The 23,471-nt window shown below is 40.0% G+C and carries 19 protein-coding genes; 9 read left to right on the top strand and 10 right to left on the bottom strand.

What is annotated here, in order from left to right:
• Window positions 1–10: 10 nt before the first annotated feature.
• The 3 genes from CSB87_RS06420 to CSB87_RS06410 form a co-directional block, all read right to left on the bottom strand.
• A complete protein-coding gene (locus CSB87_RS06420; RefSeq protein WP_004885318.1) occupies window positions 11–589 on the bottom strand; it encodes a dual specificity protein phosphatase family protein in 579 nt (192 codons plus the stop codon).
• Complete coding sequence (locus CSB87_RS06415) at window positions 586–1,398, bottom strand: MBL fold metallo-hydrolase (RefSeq protein ID WP_212752008.1); 813 nt, start codon at window positions 1,396–1,398, stop codon at window positions 586–588. The genes CSB87_RS06420 and CSB87_RS06415 overlap by 4 nt, the downstream gene beginning before the upstream one ends.
• A gap of 286 nt (window positions 1,399–1,684) precedes the next feature.
• Complete coding sequence (locus CSB87_RS06410; protein WP_031953313.1) at window positions 1,685–2,335, bottom strand: peroxiredoxin; 651 nt, start codon at window positions 2,333–2,335, stop codon at window positions 1,685–1,687.
• 406 nt (window positions 2,336–2,741) lie between these two features.
• Here CSB87_RS06410 and secA point away from each other — a divergent pair, with 406 nt between their 5' ends.
• Entirely contained in the window at window positions 2,742–5,465 is a 2,724-nt protein-coding gene (gene secA / locus CSB87_RS06405) for a preprotein translocase subunit SecA (protein WP_031953312.1), read from the top strand.
• Window positions 5,466–5,595: 130 nt separating this feature from the next.
• Entirely contained in the window at window positions 5,596–6,039 is a 444-nt protein-coding gene (locus CSB87_RS06400; protein WP_002051244.1) for a hypothetical protein, read from the top strand.
• A 67-nt stretch (window positions 6,040–6,106) separates the two neighbouring features.
• On the opposite strand, the gene CSB87_RS06395 is transcribed toward CSB87_RS06400, so the two are convergent.
• Together CSB87_RS06395 and trhA are read right to left on the bottom strand one after the other, a co-directional pair.
• Complete coding sequence (locus CSB87_RS06395) at window positions 6,107–7,417, bottom strand: MFS transporter (protein WP_004712018.1); 1,311 nt, start codon at window positions 7,415–7,417, stop codon at window positions 6,107–6,109.
• 134 nt (window positions 7,418–7,551) lie between these two features.
• Window positions 7,552–8,193, bottom strand: a complete 642-nt coding sequence (gene trhA, locus CSB87_RS06390; RefSeq protein ID WP_006580327.1) for a PAQR family membrane homeostasis protein TrhA — start codon at window positions 8,191–8,193, stop codon at window positions 7,552–7,554.
• 127 nt (window positions 8,194–8,320) lie between these two features.
• Between trhA and CSB87_RS06385 the strand changes: the two genes are divergently transcribed.
• Together CSB87_RS06385 and CSB87_RS06380 are read left to right on the top strand one after the other, a co-directional pair.
• Window positions 8,321–9,532: a class I SAM-dependent methyltransferase gene (locus CSB87_RS06385; protein WP_031953311.1), complete on the top strand. Its 1,212-nt coding sequence runs from the start codon at window positions 8,321–8,323 to the stop codon at window positions 9,530–9,532.
• Between the two features lie 12 nt (window positions 9,533–9,544).
• Window positions 9,545–9,964, top strand: a complete 420-nt coding sequence (locus CSB87_RS06380) for a GNAT family N-acetyltransferase (RefSeq protein WP_017394133.1) — start codon at window positions 9,545–9,547, stop codon at window positions 9,962–9,964.
• A gap of 29 nt (window positions 9,965–9,993) precedes the next feature.
• Here CSB87_RS06380 and CSB87_RS06375 read toward each other — a convergent pair whose 3' ends face one another.
• From CSB87_RS06375 to CSB87_RS06355, 5 genes are all read right to left on the bottom strand, one after another.
• On the bottom strand, window positions 9,994–10,854 hold the full coding sequence (locus tag CSB87_RS06375) for a patatin-like phospholipase family protein (RefSeq protein WP_031959238.1): 861 nt from the start codon (window positions 10,852–10,854) through the stop codon (window positions 9,994–9,996).
• A gap of 15 nt (window positions 10,855–10,869) precedes the next feature.
• Window positions 10,870–11,124, bottom strand: a complete 255-nt coding sequence (locus tag CSB87_RS06370; protein WP_002051419.1) for a hypothetical protein — start codon at window positions 11,122–11,124, stop codon at window positions 10,870–10,872.
• Window positions 11,125–11,288: 164 nt separating this feature from the next.
• Window positions 11,289–13,424: a 3-hydroxyacyl-CoA dehydrogenase NAD-binding domain-containing protein gene (locus tag CSB87_RS06365; RefSeq protein WP_031953309.1), complete on the bottom strand. Its 2,136-nt coding sequence runs from the start codon at window positions 13,422–13,424 to the stop codon at window positions 11,289–11,291.
• A gap of 20 nt (window positions 13,425–13,444) precedes the next feature.
• Complete coding sequence (locus tag CSB87_RS06360; RefSeq protein WP_031953308.1) at window positions 13,445–14,650, bottom strand: acetyl-CoA C-acetyltransferase; 1,206 nt, start codon at window positions 14,648–14,650, stop codon at window positions 13,445–13,447.
• A 170-nt stretch (window positions 14,651–14,820) separates the two neighbouring features.
• On the bottom strand, window positions 14,821–15,831 hold the full coding sequence (locus tag CSB87_RS06355; RefSeq protein ID WP_002051267.1) for an AraC family transcriptional regulator: 1,011 nt from the start codon (window positions 15,829–15,831) through the stop codon (window positions 14,821–14,823).
• A gap of 210 nt (window positions 15,832–16,041) precedes the next feature.
• Between CSB87_RS06355 and CSB87_RS06350 the strand changes: the two genes are divergently transcribed.
• The 5 genes from CSB87_RS06350 to CSB87_RS06330 all read left to right on the top strand — a co-directional run bounded on the left by CSB87_RS06350 (window position 16,042) and on the right by CSB87_RS06330 (window position 23,416).
• Entirely contained in the window at window positions 16,042–17,160 is a 1,119-nt protein-coding gene (locus CSB87_RS06350; protein WP_031953305.1) for a CaiB/BaiF CoA transferase family protein, read from the top strand.
• A gap of 155 nt (window positions 17,161–17,315) precedes the next feature.
• A complete protein-coding gene (locus tag CSB87_RS06345; protein WP_079377139.1) occupies window positions 17,316–18,548 on the top strand; it encodes a carbohydrate porin in 1,233 nt (410 codons plus the stop codon).
• Between the two features lie 174 nt (window positions 18,549–18,722).
• Window positions 18,723–21,128: a glucose/quinate/shikimate family membrane-bound PQQ-dependent dehydrogenase gene (locus CSB87_RS06340; RefSeq protein WP_002051504.1), complete on the top strand. Its 2,406-nt coding sequence runs from the start codon at window positions 18,723–18,725 to the stop codon at window positions 21,126–21,128.
• 166 nt (window positions 21,129–21,294) lie between these two features.
• Window positions 21,295–22,938, top strand: a complete 1,644-nt coding sequence (locus tag CSB87_RS06335) for a nitrite/sulfite reductase (protein ID WP_031953304.1) — start codon at window positions 21,295–21,297, stop codon at window positions 22,936–22,938.
• On the top strand, window positions 22,931–23,416 hold the full coding sequence (locus CSB87_RS06330) for a DUF934 domain-containing protein (protein ID WP_002051429.1): 486 nt from the start codon (window positions 22,931–22,933) through the stop codon (window positions 23,414–23,416). The genes CSB87_RS06335 and CSB87_RS06330 overlap by 8 nt, the downstream gene beginning before the upstream one ends.
• Window positions 23,417–23,471: the final 55 nt, after the last annotated feature.

Here is a 23,471-nt window from a genome sequence, read left to right as displayed (position 1 = left end):
CAAGATCTAGTTAAGATGGATTCGACAATTGTTGTTGAATCCATTTTACATTTTCAGGGGTGAATAAACGGTCAATATTTTTCCAAATAATATGGTAACCATATCCACCTTGTTTCATTTCTTTAACAGCATCATCAATTGTCCAATCTTCAAAAATAATTCGGTACATTGCAACGCTGGCACCGGTACGGTCTGAACCATGGTAACAGTGTAATAAAACACGTTGGTGATTTTGTTTGGCAATTTTAATTTGCTGCATGACTTCTAATAGATCTTGTCTGTTAATAGCCCATGTGTCGATAGGAATATGAACAAGATTAAAATTTTCATTTTTAAATACTAATTCATCTGAGTCTTTAGCTCTTAAATTAATAATAGTTCCAATTTGATGGTGCTTTAACTCGGGAATCATTGCTGCATTTGGTTGTTCGCTACGAAAAACATCATTACTCACTTGATAGAAATTATGGGTTTGAGAAACTAAAGTTCCCCAATCTTTGGGTCTATGCTCATGTGCAATGCTTTCATGTTGCATACATCCTTGTAGGTTTAAACACAGAACAAAAGCAATGAGGGAGAGTTTTTTCATGTTTGATACCGTCGAAGCTCATGAGGATCATGGGCACAAATAATTTCAATCGTTGGCTCATGTTGAGCCAAATGCTGTATTTTTTTCAGGTTAACAAGACGCTTTTCATTGTCTTCTGCAAATGTTTTTTCCAGAAGGGTCAGCGATCTTAATTTATTTTTAGGATTTAACTCTAGGTGTGAGTAGTAAGCATCTCCGCAGAACAATAACCACTGATTTTGCTGTTTGATGGCAATACCACAATGTCCTGCGGAATGGCCTAATAATGGCACCATTAAAATTTCGTCTTGGAATAACGGGAAACCTTTGACTTTTTCAAGATTAAACCATTTTTCACCCTGCTGATATTCAACAAAATTCCAGTATCGATGATGATTATATTGATTGGTTCTATAACGAAGCTTACCTTTAAAATTAGGCAATTGTGCAGCATTATATTCAGCGGCTAATACATGAACTGTGGCATGAGGAAAATCCGAAATGCCACCTGCATGGTCAAAGTCGAGGTGAGTCACAAAGATGTGTTGTACATCGTTAGGATGAAATCCTAATTTTTGTATTTGCTGGATCGCACTGAATTCAAGATTCGGCTCAATTTTCCCTAAACGTTTGACTAAAGAGCCAAGGCGCTGTTGCATGTGTAAATAGTCTTGCAGACCAAATCCGGTATCAATGAGCACAAGGCCTCGATCAGTTTCGACCAAAAGACAATGGCATACAACCTCAGCTTTCCAGCCTTTCTGCCCAAATAAAGGTGCGCAGACAGGACACATACTGCCGCATTTCAAATGATGAATTTTATGGATCATGATTTTTGTTTTTTGCACAAACTCCTTGGGAGTTATAACTGATCTTGACAGTAAAAACCATGTGTATTCAATAATGCAAAAAAAAGCCATCGGATGAGATGGCTTGGAGATGGAAACATTCGTTTATGAGCTTTAGTTAGTTTTCTTTGCTTTTTCTCATTATTGATTACGTGCTTTATTGTTTTTTTTAGGCTACTTTTCAAATGCCTGTCTACGCGCTTGTTTTGCAGGGAACCTTTCAGATGCTTGCCTACGCACTGCGTTTGTCTTGCAAGTGATAAAGCCTTTATTCGGCTTTATCACTTTCAGGCTGTGGTGTGAGGCGCAAATAAGGTTTCACCGCAGTATAGCCTTTAGGGAAACGTTGTTTAATTTCTTCTTCATCTTTCAAAGAAGGAACAATCACAACATCCTCGCCTTGTTGCCAGTTCGCTGGAGTAGCTACTTTATGCTTGTCAGTTAATTGTAATGAATCTACTACACGTAAGACTTCGTTAAAGTTACGACCAGTCGAAGCAGGGTAAGTAATAATTAAACGAACTTTTTTGTTCGGATCAATAATGACTAAAGAGCGAACTGTAAGCGTTTCGCTAGCATTTGGATGAATAAAACCATAGAGCTCAGATACTTTGCGATCTTTGTCGGCAATAATTGGAAAATTAACTGTAGTATTTTGAGTTTCATTAATGTCATTAATCCAGCCTTTATGCGACTCAACGTCATCTACAGATAGGGCAATCGCTTTAACATTACGTTTTTCAAATTCATCTTTTAGTTTTGCTGTATAACCCAATTCAGTTGTACATACTGGCGTATAGTCGGCAGGGTGTGAAAATAAAATACCCCAACTATTACCTAAAAAATCATAAAAATTAATTGTGCCTTCGCTTGATTCTTGTTGAAAATCAGGGGCAGTGTCTCCTAATCGCAATGTCATGATCTTTCCTCAGTTGCTTAAAATTTGTTATATGTTGAAATGACTATGCCGCAATTTATTTATTATTAAAATTATTGTTTTTGTATTTTATTATGAACTTTTTATATAAGTGTAAATATATATGACTAAAACTCGTTAATTTATGGCCTGAATCAATGTAACTTTAAGATAAATTTGCTAAATTAGATTTCTCGGAAGTTGTGTTCAATAGATAAGCGTTAATGTTGAGTTTTAGGTGCCAGATGCATTAAAGGGGCTTAGATAAAGGGTAAAACCGTTTATCTAACTATCAGATTTTTTTTATGGGTTTTGTGCAAACCCCTTGTACTTCAAATTTCTGACACCATAATAAACGACTGAGAAAAAATTTATTCATTTGACCAAGCAAGATTTAGAGAGTTTATCCATGTTGGCAAGTCTGATCGGAGGTATCTTCGGTACAAAAAATGAGCGTGAACTCAAACGCATGCGCAAAATTGTTGAGCAAATCAATGCGCTCGAGCCGACGATATCAGCTTTAAGCGATGCAGACTTATCTGCAAAAACTCCAGAATTCAAACAACGTTATAACAATGGCGAAAGTTTAGATAAGTTACTCCCTGAAGCGTTTGCAGTTTGTCGTGAGGCAGCAAAACGTGTGATGGGCATGCGTCACTACGATGTACAATTGATTGGTGGTATTACTCTCCACGAAGGCAAAATTGCCGAAATGCGTACCGGTGAAGGTAAAACCCTTATGGGTACTTTGGCGTGTTACCTAAACGCATTAAGTGGCGAAGGCGTTCATGTGATTACCGTGAACGATTACTTGGCACAGCGTGACGCTGAGTTAAACCGTCCATTATTTGAGTTTTTAGGTTTAAGCATTGGTACAATTTATTCAATGCAAGAACCGTCAGAAAAAGCAGCGGCTTATCTTGCTGACATTACTTATGGTACCAATAACGAATTTGGTTTTGACTACTTACGTGACAACATGGTGTTTTCTTTAGCAGAAAAGAAACAACGTGGTTTGCACTATGCCATTATCGATGAAGTTGACTCAATCTTAATTGATGAAGCACGTACCCCATTAATTATTTCTGGTCAAAGTGAAGACTCTTCACATCTCTATACGGCAATCAATACAATTCCACCAAAACTCCGCCCGCAAAAAGAAGAAAAAGTTGCGGATGGTGGACATTTCTGGATTGATGAAAAGCAACGTTCAGTTGAAATGACTGAAATCGGTTATGAAACTGTAGAGCAAGAACTTATTCAAATGGGCTTGTTGGCTGAAGGCGAAAGCTTATATTCGGCAACAAACCTAAATCTTGTTCACCATGTATCTGCAGCTATTCGTGCGCATTTCTTATTCCAACGTGACGTTCATTATATTATTCATGATGGTGAAGTCATCATTGTTGATGAGCATACTGGCCGTACAATGCCAGGTCGTCGTTGGTCAGAGGGGCTGCACCAAGCAGTTGAAGCAAAAGAAGGTTTGGAAATTCAGCCTGAAAACCAGACTTTAGCGACAACTACATTCCAGAACTATTTCCGTCTTTATAAAAAGCTTTCAGGTATGACAGGTACTGCTGATACTGAAGCTGCGGAAATGAAGGAAATTTATGGTCTTGATGTTGTTATTATTCCGACACATCGTCCAATGATTCGTAATGACCAAAACGATTTAATCTATTTAAACCGTAACGGCAAATATAATGCGATTATTCAAGAAATTATGAATATTCGTGAGCAAGGTGTTGCACCGATTCTAATTGGTACGGCAACTATTGAAGCCAGTGAAATTCTATCTTCTAAATTGATGCAAGCTGGTATTCACCATGAAGTGTTGAATGCTAAACAGCACGAACGTGAAGCAGACATTATTGCTCAGGCGGGTAGCCCGAATGCAGTAACAATTGCAACCAACATGGCTGGTCGTGGTACAGATATTATCTTGGGTGGTAATTGGAAAGCGAAGCTTGCCAAGCTTGAAAACCCAACAGCAGAAGATGAAGCACGTCTGAAAGCACAGTGGGAGCAGGACCACGAAGATGTATTGCAAGCAGGTGGTTTGCACATTATTGGTTCTGAACGCCATGAATCACGTCGTATTGACAATCAGCTGCGTGGTCGTGCGGGTCGTCAAGGTGACCCTGGTGTTTCTCGCTTCTATTTATCTCTTGAAGATGACCTCATGCGTATTTTCGCAGGTGACCGTGTTGTTGCCATGATGCGTGCAATGGGCTTACAAGAAAATGAAGCGATTGAACACAAAATGGTAAGTCGCTCTATCGAAAATGCTCAGCGTAAAGTTGAAGCACGTAACTTCGATATTCGTAAGAACTTATTGAAATACGATGATGTGAATAATGAACAACGTAAGATCATTTATTCACAACGTGATGAAGTGTTAGCTGAAAATACTTTACAAGATTACGTTGAAGAGATGCATCGTGAAGTCATGCAAGCCATGATTGCCAACTTTATTCCACCTGAGTCAATTCATGACCAATGGGATATTGAAGGTTTAGAAAATGCTTTACGTATTGATTTAGGTATTGAACTTCCGGTTCAGGAATGGTTAGAACAAGACCGCCGTCTTGATGAAGAGGGTCTGGTTGAGCGTATTAGTGACGAAGTGCTCGAACGTTATCGTCAACGCCGTGCGCAAATGGGTGATGAGTCAGCAGCAATGCTTGAGCGTCACTTTGTTCTAAACTCTCTTGATCGCCACTGGAAAGATCATTTAGCTGCAATGGATTATTTGCGCCAAGGTATTCACTTACGTGGCTACGCGCAAAAGAACCCGGAGCAGGAATACAAAAAAGAAGCGTTTAACCTGTTTGTGAACATGTTAGGCGTCATTAAAACTGATGTTGTGACTGATTTGTCTCGTGTACATATTCCAACACCAGAAGAACTTGCAGAAATGGAAGCTCAACAGCAGCAACAAGCTGAGTCGATGAAGCTTTCTTTTGAACATGACGATGTAGATGGCTTAACAGGTGAAGTGACTGCCTCTCAAGAAGCACTCAATGAGCTGGCTGGTGAACAACAAATGTTCCCAGTACCAGAAAGTCGTAATGCACCATGTCCATGTGGTTCTGGTTTAAAATATAAACAGTGTCACGGTAAAATTTAATTTTCGTGATAAAAAAAGCAGAACAATCGTTCTGCTTTTTTTTCATTTGTAGTAAGCCTGTGAATAATGTTTGCAGTTTTAAGTATTAAATGCTATTTACTTCTCATCCAGAGTGTATGTTGGAAAGACAATGAAAAAAGTATTACAACCTTTATTTTTAACTGTTCTTGCTGTACCAAGTTTTGTTTTCGCAGCAGAAACAGCTTCAGCACCTCAAACCACAACGGTTGATAAGGTTCTTGCGGCAAAAGGCCCAACTTCGGCTCAAGCTGTAGTGAAACAAGAAAATACGACGGTAATTAGTCCTCGTACAGGTATTCGTTATACATTGGGTAACACAGGTAATCGCCCAATCATTTTACAAACTGCTGCGATTGCTCCAGCAAACTCTGCAAACATTAATCGTATTGTGGCAACTAACCCAGCTCTATCTGCAAAAAGCCAAGAAAAAGCAAAAATTGCTTTAATTGGTGAAGCAGCAGTTGCGGGTGCAGCAGCTGTAGCAGCAAGTAATGTAACTGCTCCTGCAGCGACAAACAGTGTTGCACCAGCAAACCCTGCATCAATGAATTAATTTTCATATACAAAAAAAGCCGGTCAATTTTGAACCGGCTTTTTTATATTAGGGTGTTTGAAAATACTTAAATCTGATTATTCACATCTTCATTCTTGGTTTCACGAATAAGTAAAAAGGCAACTAATGATAAAAGTGAGGCCGCTGTAAGATAATAACCTACAGCATACAAACCATAAGTTTCAGCAAGTTTTGTGGCAATTAATGGCGCAAACGATGCACCAAAAATACCAGCTAAGTTAAAGGTTAATGCTGAACCTGTATAACGAACTGAAGTTGGGAAAATCTCAGAAAGAACCGTACCAATCGGGCCATAGGTCAAACCCATAATTGATAGGCCAGTGCATAAGAAAAGAAAAACGATAAGAGTATTTCCAGACTCTAACATGCTAGAGAAGAATAATCCGAAGATCGCTGCAGCGATACATACACCAACTGAAGTTGCTTTACGTCCAAATTTTTCTGCAAAAATAGCAGATAAAGGTATGAAGGCTGCAAAACAAAGTGTCGCAAAAAGTTGAAGTTCTAAAAACTCACCACGTGCATATCCCAGTTTTGTTGTTCCCCAGTTAAGTGCAAACACTGTGGTCAAATAAAACACTACGAAAGTACAAATTGCGGCAATTGTGCCGAGAATAAGCTTTCCAGTGTGTTTCGTGACAACTTCTTTAAATGGAATATTAACTTCTTTTTGCTTATCTAAAACTTTCTGGAAAGCTGGAGTTTCATGGAGTTTTAAACGGATATATAAACCAACAATAACCAAAATTGCACTGGCAATAAATGGAATACGCCAGCCCCATTGCATGAATGCTTGTTCAGGAATAGCTGCACTTAAAAGTAAGAATGAACCCGTTGCTAAAATAAAACCAATAGGTGCGCCAAGCTGTGGGAACATGCCATACCATGCACGCTTACCTTCTGGAGCATTTTCAGTTGCAAGTAGTACAGCACCACTCCATTCGCCTCCTAGACCTAAACCTTGTCCTAGACGGCAAACTGCTAATAGTAATGGAGCCACAATCCCGATTTGAGCATAAGTCGGAAGTAAGCCAATACATACCGTTGATATACCCATAGTGAGTAATGCTGCCACTAGGGTTGCTTTACGTCCAATACGATCTCCTAAATGGCCAAATAGCGCTGCACCAATAGGGCGGGCAATAAAGGCAATCGCAAAGGTTGCTAGAGACTGTAATACTGCGGCACTGCCACTGCTAGCAGGGAAAAACAGATGTGGAAAGATAATCACGGCAGCAGTTGCATAGATATAAAAGTCGAAGAACTCAATGGTTGTACCGACTAAGCTTGCAAACAAAACCCGTGTTTTTGAATTGGTGGCTACTACAGGAGCAGCTGTCGCAGAGGTTGACTCCATATAAGTCCTTATATCAGTTAAAATTTATTTTTAGTTTACTATTCTCTTTAAAGGCATATTTTTCTTCAAAGAATAGTGTGAAAGAACATCTTCCATGACTCTTTCAGGATCACTGAATATGAGTGAAAAATGGATTAAACAACGTACCAATAGATTGCAAGAAAGTGTGCACCTGCACCTAAAAGTACAAAAATATGCCATATCGCATGGGTATATCTTACCTTTTTTAACGCGTAAAACAATGCTCCAACGGTGTAAGCTAAACCTCCAGTAATCAATAACATCAAAGCGTCTTTACTTAAATAGGTACGCATATCATCCATTACAAAAACGGCAAGCCACCCCATAAGAACATAAGCGAGCAAAGAGATTTTCTGAAAACGATGAATAAAAACTAACTTGAAAAGTGTACCAATTGCAGCAATGCTCCAGAGTGCAATAAGCAGAATATGAGCTTTTTGTGTAGGTATCGCAATACTCAAGAACGGGGTATATGTCCCAGCAATTAAATAATAAATAGCAGTGTGGTCGAGTTTCTTATACCAGTAACGTAAGTTTTGGGTCTGGGCAAAATGATAGAGAGTCGAACTGGTAAAAACGAGAATGAGGCTAAATGAATATACCCACAAACCTACCCACTGTGCGGTGGAAAGATAAGAACCTTTTATAATTAAAAGGATAGATGCAATCACGGCCATAACAACGCCAGCACCATGGCTATAGGCATTAAAAAGTTCTTCTTTAGGATCGTAAGTTTCTAACACCGATTTGCTCATAAGTTTATTTTTTTGATTAAAAATACAAATGTATAGAAATACAAAACAGTCGTAAAGTTATTTTATTTTTAATCCTATACCCTTTAAACTTTCACTTTATATGAGTCACCATTCTTTAGGTATATCAGTGTCGGTTTTCTCCTTTGAGCAAGAACAGCAATTCTTTCATGAAATCAAACAAATGCTTGATGAGCAAAGTTTTGAGCGTTTGATTTTGAGCCAATATAAAGGAGAGGTGGTACAGCTAGAAAAAATTACTTTCCGTATTGTGGAGTTAAATGGGAAAAAACAGCTTTCAGCTTTATATCATTATGCTACTCAAGATGTGACTAAAAACTATACCTTTGAAGAGGGTTTAGAACAGATCGCAACACTGATTGTTCAATGCAAACAAGCCAATTTATTTTCAACTCTGCAAGAAATTCAGCTTAAAAAAAATAAGAAAAAAGCCATGCTTAATATGGGTAAAAAGCAAAGAGTGACTACCGCTCCAACTGTACAAGCGCATGATCGTGAAAAACACCGTTATGTACAGCAAGGTAGTGCATTTTTAAAAGAGCTTGGCATTACCGATGAAAAAGCTCAAATCATTCCAAGTATGGCTCGTAAATGGAAGCAGATTAATAAATTTATCGAAATTTTTGCGAGCGCATATGAGCAGATTGATGCTGAGCAAAAAGAGATAAGCATCGTCGATTTTGGTTCAGGAAAAGGTTATTTAACTTTTGCCTTATATGATTATTTACAAGAACAACAAAAGATACCGCTGATTACTGGTGTAGAGCTGCGCCGTAACTTGGTGGAGTTTTGCCAGAATGTAGCCGAAAAAGTAGATTTTAACCACTTAGACTTTTTCGAAGGTGACGTTCGTAGTTATCAGCCGGAAAAGCTGGACGTTATGATTGCTTTACATGCGTGTGATATCGCGACTGATTTTGCCATTCATACTGGAATTCGTTTGAATGCTTCAATGATTATGTGCGCACCGTGCTGTCACAAAGAATTACGTCCACAACTACATAGCCCTGAAGTTTTACAACCCATGCTACAGTTTGGTATTCATGCGGGGCAACAAGCCGAGATGTTGACTGATACATTACGTGCTTTACTTTTAAAAGCTTATGGCTATGAAACTAAAGTTTTTGAGTTTGTATCGCTTGAACATACCAGCAAAAATAAAATGATTTTGGCAACAAAACGCAAAAACGTTTCTCAACCTGATGCAAAGATTATGGCTCAAATTCAAGCATTGAAAGAAATGTACGGGATTAAAAAACAGACCTTGGAATTGTTGTTACAAGATCAGTTACCAATCGAAAATATTGGTTGCAAATGCTAGGAAGGTGAGTGGATGTATAAAATTATAGCGGGTGATTGGAAACAGCTTGAGAAGGACGCCAAATACATCCGTGAACAAGTTTTTATTCAAGAGCAAGGTATTGCACCCGAAGACGAGTGGGATGATTTTGATGCCACTGCTGTGCACTTTATGGTGTATGACAAAGAGCAGCCTATCGCTACAGCACGCTTGTTACCGCAGCATAGTGTAGGACGTGTTGCTGTTTTAATGCCTTATCGAAAGCAGGGTATAGGTAAAATTTTAATGCAGCATATTATTGACTATGCGCGTAATCAAAAATTGCCTTATTTAAAGCTTTCCGCGCAAACTTATGTGACAGCTTTTTATGAAGCCCTAGGTTTTAAAGTGCAGGGTGAGGTTTACCAAGATTGTGGTATTCCACATATTGATATGACTTTAGCGTTAAGTTGAGATTCCTTTTTAGAAATCTCAACTTTGAATTACTTCATCGCATTCCAACTTTCGATGGCTTGTAAGCCTGTTTCCAAACCAACTTCATAACTGTAACGAAGCTTTTTCGGATTTGTCGTTAAACGACCTGCCATATTTTTAAGAGGCGGTGGACATACCTCTAAAATTTGCTGTTCAGGGTTACTGCTACGAACAAATTCAACTGAAGCATTATAACGGGCACAGCGGTTACGCAAGCTATTTGCAAAACCGTAATGGTGTTTAAAAGCATATTTCGCAAGGAATTGGTCGCCTCGACTACTTGCTTTAAAGTAGTTCTTCGGGCGAGTTCGTAAAACTAATAGCTTTTTGACACCACTTTGCTGAGCCGTCCAGCGAACAGGTAGAGCATCTGCAACGCCGCCATCAAAGTAGGGTTCACCCATAATATTGACGGGATGACGAGTTAAAACCGGAATTGAGCTAGAAGCACGCAGTGCATTTAACAGATTATCTTTACCAGCACGAAGATATTCGGCATGACCTGTTTTAGCATGCGTCAACACCATATAAAAATCTGGATTTTTGGCAAAAAGGCTCTGTTGATCAAGTGGATGTTCTTTTTCACCAATTTCCCACATCCATTTTAAATCAAGTAAATCGCCACCTTTAAAGAAGCGCTTATAATCGATAAATTCGGGACGTAGTGAATGATCAATATAGAAGGTTAAGGTGCGGCCCTGTTGGCCTGCTAAGTAGTTAGCCACATTGGTCGAACCAGAAGATACACCAACGTATAAGTCAAAAGGATTGAACTGTTGTTGTAGAAAAGCATCAAGTACACCACTGGTAAAGGCACCACGCATGCCTCCACCTTCTACAACCAGTGCGTTGCGGGAAAAATCTGTCATTTGAAAAATATCTGATTACTGATGTGAATGCTGATGTTCTTGCATGTCCATTTCAGGCATGTTGTCATGCTGACTTTGTTGATCTGTCGATTTTTCAACTTTTTGTTGCATTTCGTGCTGTTGAGCTTTGCGCTGAGCACCTGGCATATAGTCAGGTTCATTACTCATTGCTAAATAGAAAAAGCCAAGGAAAATCGCACTTAAAACACCAACGATCAGAACAAATTTCCAGCCTAAAACTGCTGACTCGGAAGAATTTTTATCGGACATAAGGATTTCTCGAATGTGCTGTAGAAGCACAAAAATGAAATCTATTTATAGCATATTTAGGCAGTAGGCTGAAATCTTAAAGGTCATAAAGAAAAACCCATATAAATAAAATATATTTATATGGGTAAGGTTTATGCAGTTTTTAAATATTTAATAGATTTAAATTATTGAATATTTTGTTTCTGCTCAGCTTTGGTTTTGAGTAACGCTGGGGGCGTGAAGCGCTCACCATATTTGGCAGCCAACTCTTCAGCACGTTTCTCTGCTTTATCAATACCATACTGATTTAGGAATTGAATCGCTCCGCCAGTCCAAGGGGCATAACCAATTCCAAAAATAGAACCGACATTGGCATCAATAACCGACTTCAACACACCTTCTTCGTAACAACGTAAGGTATCTAAGGCTTGTACAAACAAAATGCGATCTATCATATCCTGCTCAGAAATATCGTGATCTTTCTGCCAGCGGTTTAAGCCTTCCCATAGGTGCTTTTTACCATTTTCAGGATAATCATAAAAACCTGCGCCAGCAGCTTTACCTTTACGGTTTAACTCATGAATCATGGTATGAATTACTTCATCTACCGGTGTTTTTGGTAACTCTTTGCCTTCGGCTTGCAGTGCTTTACGTGCTTCACTGGCAACATGCTCGGTCAAAGTTAAAGACACTTCATCTTGAATCGCAAGTGGCCCCACAGGCATGCCTGCTTTCAGTGCTGCCATTTCAATACGTGCTGGGTGGACACCTTCTGCAAGCAAGCGCATACCTTCTTGAATAAAAGTACCAAACACACGACTGGTAAAGAAGCCGCGGCTATCATTGACAACAATTGGTATTTTTCCAATTTGCTGTACAAAGTCATAGGCTTTCGCAAGTGCCTCTGCCGAGGTGTTTTTACCTTTAATAATCTCAACCAACTGCATTTTGTCGACAGGACTAAAGAAATGCAGACCAATAAACGCTTTATCATCCTTGCTTGCTTGAGCTAAACCTGTAATTGGCAGGGTCGATGTATTTGATGCCATTACGCCGTTAGGCACCAAATATTGTTCGGCTTCTTGAGTGACTTTCGCTTTGAGTTCTTGATTTTCAAATACCGCTTCAATAATTAAATCACAACCTTGTAAGTCTTCAGCAGAAGCTGTAGCTGTAATGAGCGATAAAATCTGGTCACGTTTTTCTGCCGTCATGCGGCCTTGTGAAACACGTTTATCTAGCAATTTCTGAGAATATGCTTTGCCTTTCTCTGCATTTTCAACAGATACATCTTTAAGTACAACCGGAATGCCTTTAATTGCAGTGGCGTAGGCAATACCGGCACCCATCATGCCCGCACCTAACACACCAACTTTAGTCGCTTGCCATTTGGCAACATCGGCAGGGCGGCTTGCACCAGACTTAATTGCATTTAGGCCATGCCAGAACGTGCCAATCATATTTTTAGAAATTTGGCCTGTTGCTAGTTGGGTAAAATAGCGAGACTCGATGCGCAACGCCGTATCAACATCAACTTGAGCGCCTTCCACTGCGGCAGCCATAATCGCTTCAGGAGCAGGGTAGCAGCCCTTGGTTTTGTCTTTTAACATGGCTGGTGCAATGGCAAGAACTTGTGCAACTGCCGGAGTTTTTGGATCGCCACCCGGAATTTTATAACCCTTCACATCAAAAGGCTGTTGAGATTTCGGATTTGCCTTAACCCATGTAATTGCTTTATCTAAAAGCTCTTGCTCACTTTCAGCTGTGTCATGAATTAAGCCTAAAGATTTTGCTTTATCGACACCGAACTGCTTACCTTCCATTAAAAATGGAAATGCATTTTGAAGGCCAAGCAGACGTACCATACGTACAATCCCACCGCCACCCGGAAGTAAACCTAAAGTAACTTCTGGTAGGCCAAATTTGCTTTTCGGATCATTGATTGCAATACGGTGATGGCAACTTAAAGCTATTTCCCATCCACCGCCCAGTGCCGTTCCATTCAATGCTGCAACAACTGGAATACCAAGCGTTTCAATTGTACGTAAATGACCTTTTAACTTCTCAACCATATTGAAAAAGTCAGTTGCATGCTCAGGTTGAACTTGAATTAGCTCATCTAGGTCGCCGCCTGCAAAGAACGTTTTTTTAGCCGAACGGAAAATAATGCCTGAAAGTTCTGTTTCTGCTTTAAGTTTCTGAGTGACCTCATCAAGCGAGTCACGAAACTCAGCATTCATGGTGTTTGCAGATTGTCCAGTTGAATCAAGCGTTAAAATGACAATATTGTCGGCATTTTTTTCGTATTGAATTGCACTCATCTTTATCTATCCCTAAATTTTTATATACGTTCAATAATGGTCGCAATACCCATACCACCGCCAACACAGAGCGTCGCTAAACCGCGCTTTTTATCTTGTCGTTCAAGCTCATCAAGTAGGGTGCCTAAAATCATGGCACCAGTTGCGCCTAAAGGATGTCCTAAAGCAATTGCACCGCCATTTACATTGACTTTCTCAGCAGGGACATTGAGCTCATTAATAAAACGCATCACGACAGCTGCAAATGCTTCGTTGACTTCAAATAGGTCAATATCATCAATTGTTAAACCAGCTTTTTCCAAGGCTTTACGTGCGGCTGGCGCAGGGCCAGTCAGCATAATGGTTGGGTCAGTACCAACTAATGCAGTCGCCAAAACTTTAGCGCGTGGTTTTAAATTTTGTTCTTTGACTGCTTTTTCTGAAGCTAATAAAACTACAGCTGCTCCATCGACAATACCTGATGAGTTACCTGCGTGATGAACATGATTGATTTTTTGTGCTTCTGGATATTTTTGTAAAGCGACTGCATCAAAGCCCATTTGCCCCATCATTTCAAAACTTGGGTTGAGCTTTGCAAGACCTTCTAGTGTGGTATGGCCTTTAATAAATTCATCTTTCTCTAAAATTATCACACCTGAATGATCTTTGACTGGCACAACTGATTGATTGAAATAACCATTTGCTTGAGCTGCCGCTGCTTTTTGTTGCGACTTTACCGCAAAATTATCAACATCTTCACGGCTATAGCCGTCTAAGGTTGCGATAAGATCAGCTCCGATACCTTGTGGAACAAAAGATGATTTAAGGTTGGTTTCTGGATCTAACGCCCATGGTCCGCCATCAGAACCCATTGGAATACGCGACATTGATTCAACACCACCAGCAACCACTAAATCTTCCCAACCAGAGCGGACTTTCATTGCTGCCATGTTGACGGCTTCTAAACCTGAAGCACAAAAGCGGTTAATTTGTACGCCAGCAACATCATCATTCCAGCCTGCGGCAATTGCTGCGGTTTTGGCAATGTCCCCACCTTGATCGCCAATTGGTGTTACGCAGCCCAGAACAATATCGTCCACTTTAGATGTATCAAGCTGATGGCGCTGTTGCAATTCGTTTAATAGGGTGGTGAGTAATGATATTGGTTTTACTTCATAAAGAGAGCCGTCTTTTTTTCCTTTTCCGCGTGGTGTGCGAATGGCATCAATAATATAAGCCTCGCTCATAACAGTTCCTTTTTTATTGCTTAAAATTTATTTGTGCTTTGAGTGTACTGGTTTTAATAGCGAGCGCAATGACGATAAGCGCACCAGTCAGGTGATGATTTTTGCCAATAGAGATATAAAAAAGCCCAAGTTGAACTTGGGCTAGATGTGAATATAAAGAGATTTAAGAATTAGTGGTAACCATGTAGTTGGCGATATAAGCCAGGAGTTACACCAGTCCACTTTTTAAATGCACGGTGGAATGTACTGGTTTCACTAAAGCCTACCTGTTGAGCAACATCTTCAAGTGTTAATTCAGGGTTGAGCAATAAGTGAATCGCAGCATCTCGACGTAGAGCGTCTTTTACGCCTTGATAGCTTTTACCTTCAGCAGCTAAGCGGCGGCGTAAAGTTTGCGGAGATAAATACAGCATTGATGCAACGTCGTTAAGCGTTGGCATTTCTTCACCAATTTGACTCTTGAGTACGTCACGAATACGAGAAGTCAGCGAGTTGGTGTTCTTGAATTTTACTAAAAGCTGAGCAGGGGCTGCTTTCAAGAACTCTTCTAGCGTTTTTTCATCTTGACGGATTGGTAAATCAAGATAATCAGCTGCAAAGGTTATTTCAGTACGTGGTGCATCAAACTGCATAACTGGCGCAAAGAATAAAGCATCATATTCATCTGCATGTGCAGGGCGCGGATAGCTAAAATGAACACGTTCTAATGGTAAGCGGCGTTCAATCAGCCAAGATGCCAAACCATGCCAAATCATGAGCATACTTTCAGTAATGAAATGATCTGGATCTAATGTTTTTGGAATGAGAGGTACTAAACGTGCTTCGTGTTTGTCACGCTCTAGCGTTACCGACCATTCATCACCAAATAATTTATAAAACTGAGATGAGAGTTCAAGGGCTTGGCCCAAGGTTTTTGCATGAATAATCAACTGACACATAATGGCAAAAGTGCCCAAACGACGCGGCTGTACATCAAAGCCGACGTGTTCATCTTGTGTGACCATCCATAACATTTTTATAAAACGGGTATATTGTTCTGGTGAGATTCGAGCTTTAGGTTGACGTAATAGTTCCGCTTCGATACCCACATGTGAAAGTAACGTCTCGACATCCATGCCAAGGCGTTTTACGCCTGTCAAAGCCGCATTCACGAAGTGGATGCTAATCGTATCGCGACTCATATTGAATCCTTCAGTCTCTTTGATGTTCACTTTAAATTGACCTAAATGACCGTCTAAAAAAATAAATTGGCGATTTACAACAGTGTAAAAGCACTTTTTACATGTTAAATTGCCGAAATGATCAAGGTAAATGGCTGAACATGACATTGTTTTAGAATATTTGCTTAACTAATATAAAAGAAAATTCGAATAATAGTGGTTAAAAATACGATGACGACAGCATTAAATGGACTTAAAGTTCTCGATTTCTCGACGCTCTTACCTGGACCTTTTGCCACAATGTATTTGGCCGATATGGGGGCAGAAGTCATCCATATCGAATCTCCATCACGTCCAGATCTCATTCGGATAATGCCGCCATATGCCAATGGACAGGCGACTGCACATAGTTATCTAAACCGAAATAAACAGTCGATTGTTCTCGATTTAAAAGATGCTGCCAGTATTGATCTGATAAAAGCCAAGATTTCCGAGTTTGATATTGTCATAGAACAATTTCGACCAGATGTCATGCGCCGTTTAGGATTGGACTATGCAACGCTTGCAGAAATTAACCCGCGTTTAATTTATTGCTCAATTACAGGTTATGGACAAACAGGAAACTACAAAGATCGAGCTGGACACGACATTAATTACTTAGCTTTAGCAGGTATTGCTGGATATAGTGGCCGACAAGATAGTGGTCCACCACCACTTGGCATTCAGGTTGCCGATATTGCAGGTGGATCATTACATGCAGTTATTGCTATTTTGGCTGCGGTCGTTGAGCGCAGCCGTAGTGGTATAGGCCAATATATTGATATTTCCATGACGGATTGTGTGGCGAGTCTAAATAGTATGGCTGCGTCAGCTACGCTTGCAGGACAAGTTGAACAGGCGCCAGAACAGGGAATGCTTAATGGAGGTATTTTCTATGACTATTATATGACTCAAGATGGTCGTTATCTTTCGATTGGAAGTCTTGAACCGCAGTTTATGGCTGGCTTATCTGCTGCATTAGATTTACCTGTGTTATTGCAAAAAGGCGCATCATTAGATGCCGAAGATCGACAGGAAGTTAAACAAGCCATTCAGGAAAAAATTAAAACCAAAACATTTAAAGAGTGGCATGAAATTTTTGCAAATCTTGATGTGTGTGTAGAGCCAGTATTGAGTTTAAGTGAGGCTTTAAATTCACCGTTAGCACAACAACGTGGATGGATTGTGAATGTACCTTTGCAAAATAATACGACAGATACAGAACCTCAAATTGCATGCCCAATTAAGTTCTCACGTTCCCAAATGCGATATTCCTTTGTAGGTCAAAAGCTTGGCGAGGGGCAGTGGTAAGGTTAGAGGGCTATTTCTTATACAGTAAGTACTAAGATTATTATCTGATTAATCAATTGATTAACATTTTGAATAATTTCTTTACATAAAATTAGCGTAACCTTTATAAACAAAGACATAAAAGGTTCGTAAACATGAAAACGCATAAATCTTTGATGGTTTCCTGTTTATCCGTTTTATCAATTACTCTTTTTGTTCAGCATGCACAAGCTGCTGCTGCATTTGACCCAAATAGTTCTTGGATGTTGGGTGATTGGAACGGGCAACGTACAGCGTTACAAGCACAAGGTTATGATTTTTCTTTTGGATATACCGGTGAATACGCCGGTATTTTAGATTCAAAGAATACTTCTACACACGGTAGCGCTTATACAGGGCAACTTGCTTTAGGTTCGCATTTGGACCTAGGTAAAATTTTAGGGTGGCAAGATACTGAAGCTCAAATCACTTTAACTTATCGTGATGGGCAATCGCTTTCTGAACATTCTCCAGCTTTAGCTGGACACATTAGTTCTGCACAAGAAGTGTGGGGGCGTGAGCAAACTTGGCGTTTAACAGACTTGTGGATTAAGAAAAAATTCCTTGATCAGAAGTTAGATGTGAAAGTTGGTCGTTTTGGTGAAGGTGAAGACTTTAATAGCTTTGACTGTGACTTCCAGAACTTGGCCCTCTGTGGTTCACAAGTGGGTAACTGGGTTGGTGACCAATGGTATAACTGGCCAGTTAGCCAATGGGCAATGCGTGTTAAATATAATGTGCAACCCGATTTATATACGCAAATTGGTGTATACGAATATAACCCAGAGAACTTGGAGCGTGGCAAAGGTTTCAACCTAAGCACAGATGGTTCTCACGGTGCAATTATTCCGGCAGAGGTCGTTTGGTCACCTAAATTAGGCGTGCAAAGCATGCCTGGTGAATACCGTTTAGGTTATTACTACAGCACTGCTGATGCAGAGGAAATTACTAATCCAACCAAAACATCTCATAAGCAAGGTGTTTGGGTAACTGCGAAACAAAAATTATTCCAGCCAGCTGATCAAACTGATCGCGGTTTAACAGGTTTTGTGAACCTTACTTTCCACGACTCAGATACTAATAAAGTTGATAACATGCAAAATGTAGGCTTAGTCTACAAAGGTTTGCTCAATCAACGTCCACAAGATGAGTTGGCACTTGGCGTTGCTCGTATTCATATCAATGATGACTGGAGCGATATTCAAGCCAAAGAATATGACACTGAATACAATACCGAGCTTTACTATGGTATTCATGCCACTAACTGGCTAACTATTCGTCCAAATGTGCAATATGTTCGTCATGTTGGTGCATTAAAAAATGGTGATAACACTTGGGTAGGCGGTATTAAATTCTCAACCGTATTCTAAGTAATTATTCCGAAAAACGGATTGTCGAGGGCTAAATCATTGATTGAAGTATCCAGACCTTCCGTTTTTTTCTTTATGCCTGAATTTTGTTTTATATGTATTGGTGATGCCATTTTCCTATAAGGTTTTTGGCACATCTTTCCGATAAAAATGATGATTGATAAGAGGTGGTTTATGAATCAACCTTCTTCAAGATCAGGATTAACGACGTTTACCGTAATCATTATTGGGTTATTGGCGTTATTCCTGTTAATTGGAGGTATTTGGCTCGCTACACTAGGCGGTTCAATTTACTACATTGTAGCTGGAGTCTTACTTCTCATTGTTACATGGCAACTCTACAAGCGCGCTTCAACTGCTTTGTGGGTTTATGCTGCATTAATGCTAGGTACTATTATCTGGAGTGTCTGGGAAGTTGGAACAGACTTTTGGGCGCTTGCACCTCGTTTAGATATTTTAGGTATTCTTGGTTTATGGTTATTGGTTCCGGCAGTGACTCGTGGAATCAACAACCTTGGATCAAGTAAAGTTGCCTTATCTTCAACTTTAGCGATTGCAATCGTGTTGATGGTTTATTCTATCTTCAACGATCCACAAGAAATTAATGGTGAGATCAAAACTCCTCAACCAGAAACTGCTCAAGCCGTTCCAGGTGTAGCAGAGAGTGATTGGCCAGCTTATGGCCGTACTCAAGCTGGTGAGCGTTATTCTCCGCTCAAACAAATTAATGACCAAAATGTCAAAGATTTGAAAGTAGCATGGACACTACGTACTGGTGATTTCAAAACAGATAATGATTCTGGTGAAACAACCAATCAGGTTACGCCAATTAAAATTGGTAATAACATGTTTATCTGTACGGCTCACCAACAATTAATTGCGATTGATCCAGCTACTGGTAAAGAAAAATGGCGTTTTGATCCTAAACTTAAAACGGATAAATCGTTCCAGCATTTAACTTGTCGTGGTGTAATGTACTACGATGCAAACAATACTACTGAGTTTGCAACGAGTCTCCAAAGCAAGAAATCTAGCTCTACACAATGTCCACGTAAAGTCTTTGTTCCAGTTAATGACGGGCGTTTAGTGGCTGTGAATGCTGACACAGGTAAAGCATGTACTGACTTTGGTCAAAATGGCGAAGTGAATTTACAAGAGTTCATGCCATATGCTTATCCAGGTGGTTATAACCCAACATCTCCTGGTGTTGTGACAGGTTCAACGGTAGTTATTGCTGGTTCTGTGACAGACAACTATTCAAATAAAGAGCCATCTGGTGTGATTCGTGGATATGACGTGAACACTGGTAAGCTTCTTTGGGTATTTGATACTGGCGCAGCAGATCCAAATGCTATGCCAGGTGAAGGCACAACTTTTGTTCATAACTCTCCAAATGCTTGGGCACCTTTAGCATACGATGCCAAACTTGATATCGTTTATGTTCCAACAGGTGTAGGTACTCCAGATATTTGGGGTGGTGACCGTACCGAGTTGAAAGAGCGTTATGCGAACTCTATGTTAGCGATTAATGCTTCAACTGGTAAATTGATTTGGAACTTCCAGACAACCCATCACGACTTATGGGATATGGACGTACCGTCACAACCATCTTTGGCAGATATTAAAGACAAATCTGGTAAAACCGTTCCAGCAATTTATGTATTGACTAAAACAGGTAATGCCTTTGTTCTTGATCGCCGTAATGGTCAGCCAATTGTTCCTGTAACTGAGAAACCAGTTCCACAAACAGTTAAACGCGGACCACAGACTAAAGGCGAGCATTATTCAAAAACTCAGCCATTCTCTGACTTGAACTTGGCACCACAAGATAAATTGACTGATAAAGATATGTGGGGTGCCACAATGCTTGATCAGCTCATGTGTCGTGTGTCATTCAAACGTCTCAATTACGATGGTATTTATACACCACCATCTGAAAACGGTACTTTAGTTTTCCCTGGTAACTTAGGTGTGTTTGAATGGGGCGGTATGTCAGTTAACCCTGATCGTCAGGTTGCTGTCATGAATCCGATTGGCTTGCCATTTGTAAGTCGTCTAATTCCTGCTGATCCAAACCGTGCGCAAACTGCAAAAGGTGCAGGTACTGAGCAAGGCGTTCAGCCAATGTATGGCGTACCGTATGGTGTAGAAATCAGCGCATTCCTATCTCCGCTTGGTTTACCTTGTAAACAACCAGCTTGGGGATATGTGGCTGGCGTAGATTTGAAAACTCATGAAGTCGTTTGGAAAAAACGTATTGGTACTATCCGTGATAGCTTACCAAAACTGTTCCAATTACCAGCTGTTAAAATTGGTGTTCCTGGTTTAGGTGGTTCAATTTCTACCGCAGGTAATGTCATGTTCGTTGGTGCAACTCAAGATAACTACATCCGTGCCTTTAACGTTACGAATGGTAAGAAACTTTGGGAAGCGCGTTTACCAGCCGGTGGACAAGCAACACCAATGACTTACGAAATTAATGGTAAGCAATATGTTGTGATCATGGCCGGTGGTCATGGTTCATTTGGTACAAAAATGGGCGACTATTTAGTGGCTTATGCATTGCCAGATAACAAATAAACCTTTGCTATAAAAAAAGCCCAGATTGATCTGGGCTTTTTTTATATTGATTTATATTAAAGCTTATCAATAAAACCGTTATTAAATATGCAAAAAAAGCATTTTATTGATGAATAAAAGCTCGCTATGCTATCCGCCTTAATAATGAATCTACTAGCCATACGCCATGTATTTATATACCGATTTCGACCAGCAGCTGGTTAATGAACGAGTTGCTCAGTTCCGTGATCAGACTGAACGCTATTTAGCTGGCAAACTTTCTGAAGATGAATATCGTCCATTACGTTTGCAAAATGGTTTATATGTGCAACGTTATGCGCCTATGCTGCGTATTGCTGTGCCGTATGGCTTAATGAATTCTAAACAATTACGTAAAGTTGCTGAAGTTTCAACTGCTTATGACCGTGGCTATGCGCATGTATCTACGCGTCAAAACATTCAGTTAAACTGGCCTGCACTTGAAGACGTGCCAGATATTTTGGCTGAACTTGCAACTGTACAAATGCATGCCATTCAAACGAGTGGTAACTGTATTCGTAACACAACAACTGACCAATATGCTGGTGTGGTTGCTGGTGAAATTGCAGACCCACGTCCAACATGTGAATTGATTCGTCAGTGGAGTACATTCCACCCTGAATTTGCATTCTTGCCACGTAAGTTCAAAATTGCTGTTTCTGCACTTGAAGAAAAAGATCGTGCAGCAACGGCATTCCACGATATTGGTGTTTACATCGTGCGTAATGAAGCGGGTGAAATTGGCTATAAAATTATGGCTGGTGGTGGTTTAGGCCGTACCCCAATTATTGGTAGCGTTATTCGTGAGTTTTTACCACGTGAAGATTTAATTGCTTACTTAGAAGCAGTTCTACGTGTTTATAACTTGCATGGCCGTCGTGATAACAAATATAAGGCGCGTATCAAAATCTTGGTTAAAGCATTAACGCCTGAAGTGTTTGCACAGAAAGTTGAAGCTGAATTCGAACATACACGCGAAGCATTGAAAATTCAGCCAGAAATCTTGAAAAAACTGGATGAAGAATTCACCCCGTTTGATTATCAAGATTTAGCAGATGAAGACTTTACCGCTTTATTTGCTGAGCATCCAAAGTTCAAACAATGGTTCAATATCAACACGCATGCACATAAAGTGAAAGGCTATCGTATTGTTACGATTTCTCTAAAACGTGCAGGCATCGCACCGGGTGATATGACCACCGAAGAAATGAATTTTATTGCAGATCTTGCTGATAAATATACGTTCGGTGAGCTTCGTACCACTCACGAACAAAATATTGCTTTGGCAGATGTGCCTCAAAAAGACTTGTTCGATGTATGGCAAGCACTTGAACAACACAATATGGCACGTGCACATATCGGCTTTATTACCGATATTATTAGCTGCCCGGGTGGGGATTTCTGTTCACTTGCAAATGCGAAATCAATTCCAATTGCTGAAGCGATTACACGTCGTTTTGAAGACTTAGACAAAGTTTATGATCTTGGTCATTTAGACCTAAATATTTCTGGTTGTATGAATGCTTGTGGTCACCACCACGTGGGTAACATCGGTATTTTAGGTGTAGATAAAAAAGGCGCTGAGTTCTACCAAATTACATTAGGTGGTAATTCAGACCATGATGCCTCTATCGGTGACATCTTAGGCCCATCATTTGCAGCAGATGCTGTTCCAGACGTTATTGAAGAAGTATTAAATACTTATCTTGATTTACGTACTGAAGGTGAGCGTTTCGTCGATACATATCGCCGTGTAGGAATTCAACCATTTAAGGAGCGTGCATATGCTTAATACAGCTCTACCAGTGCTTTATAAAGACGGCACGATTGCAGACAATACTTATCAAATCATTGCAGAAGATGGTGTGGTTCCTCAAGGTGATGTTGTTGTAACAACAGCTCAACTCGATCAATTAACTAATGTTCAAGGCAAAAAAGCTTTGTATGTGACTGTGAGCGATTCACCAGAAGATCATACATTCCCACTTAGCGAACTCGATGCGATCTTTATTGAGTTTGCTGGCTTTGGTGATGGTCGTGGATATTCATTTGCAGCGTTATTACGTCGTCAAGGTTTCCAAGGTGAACTGCGTGCAACTGGCGATGTGTTTAAGGATGTCTTAAACTACTTAAAGCGCTCAGGTTTTGATAGTTTTGTAATTAAGGAAGGTAAAGATGTGCAAGAGGCGGCAGCTGGTTTGCAAGACTTTACCAACCCGTACCAAGCTTCAACAGCCGTACCGCAAGCAAGTTATCAAACTGGTGCTTAAATAATTTTAAATGAAGAAGCTGAACTTAGGTTCAGCTTTTTTTATAATTACTTTT

The organism is Acinetobacter sp. AR_0276, assembly GCF_003000705.1.
Taxonomy (GTDB): domain Bacteria; phylum Pseudomonadota; class Gammaproteobacteria; order Pseudomonadales; family Moraxellaceae; genus Acinetobacter; species Acinetobacter nosocomialis.
Note: the sequence above shows the minus strand (reverse complement) of the source record. Positions and strands in the feature narration are given on the sequence as shown.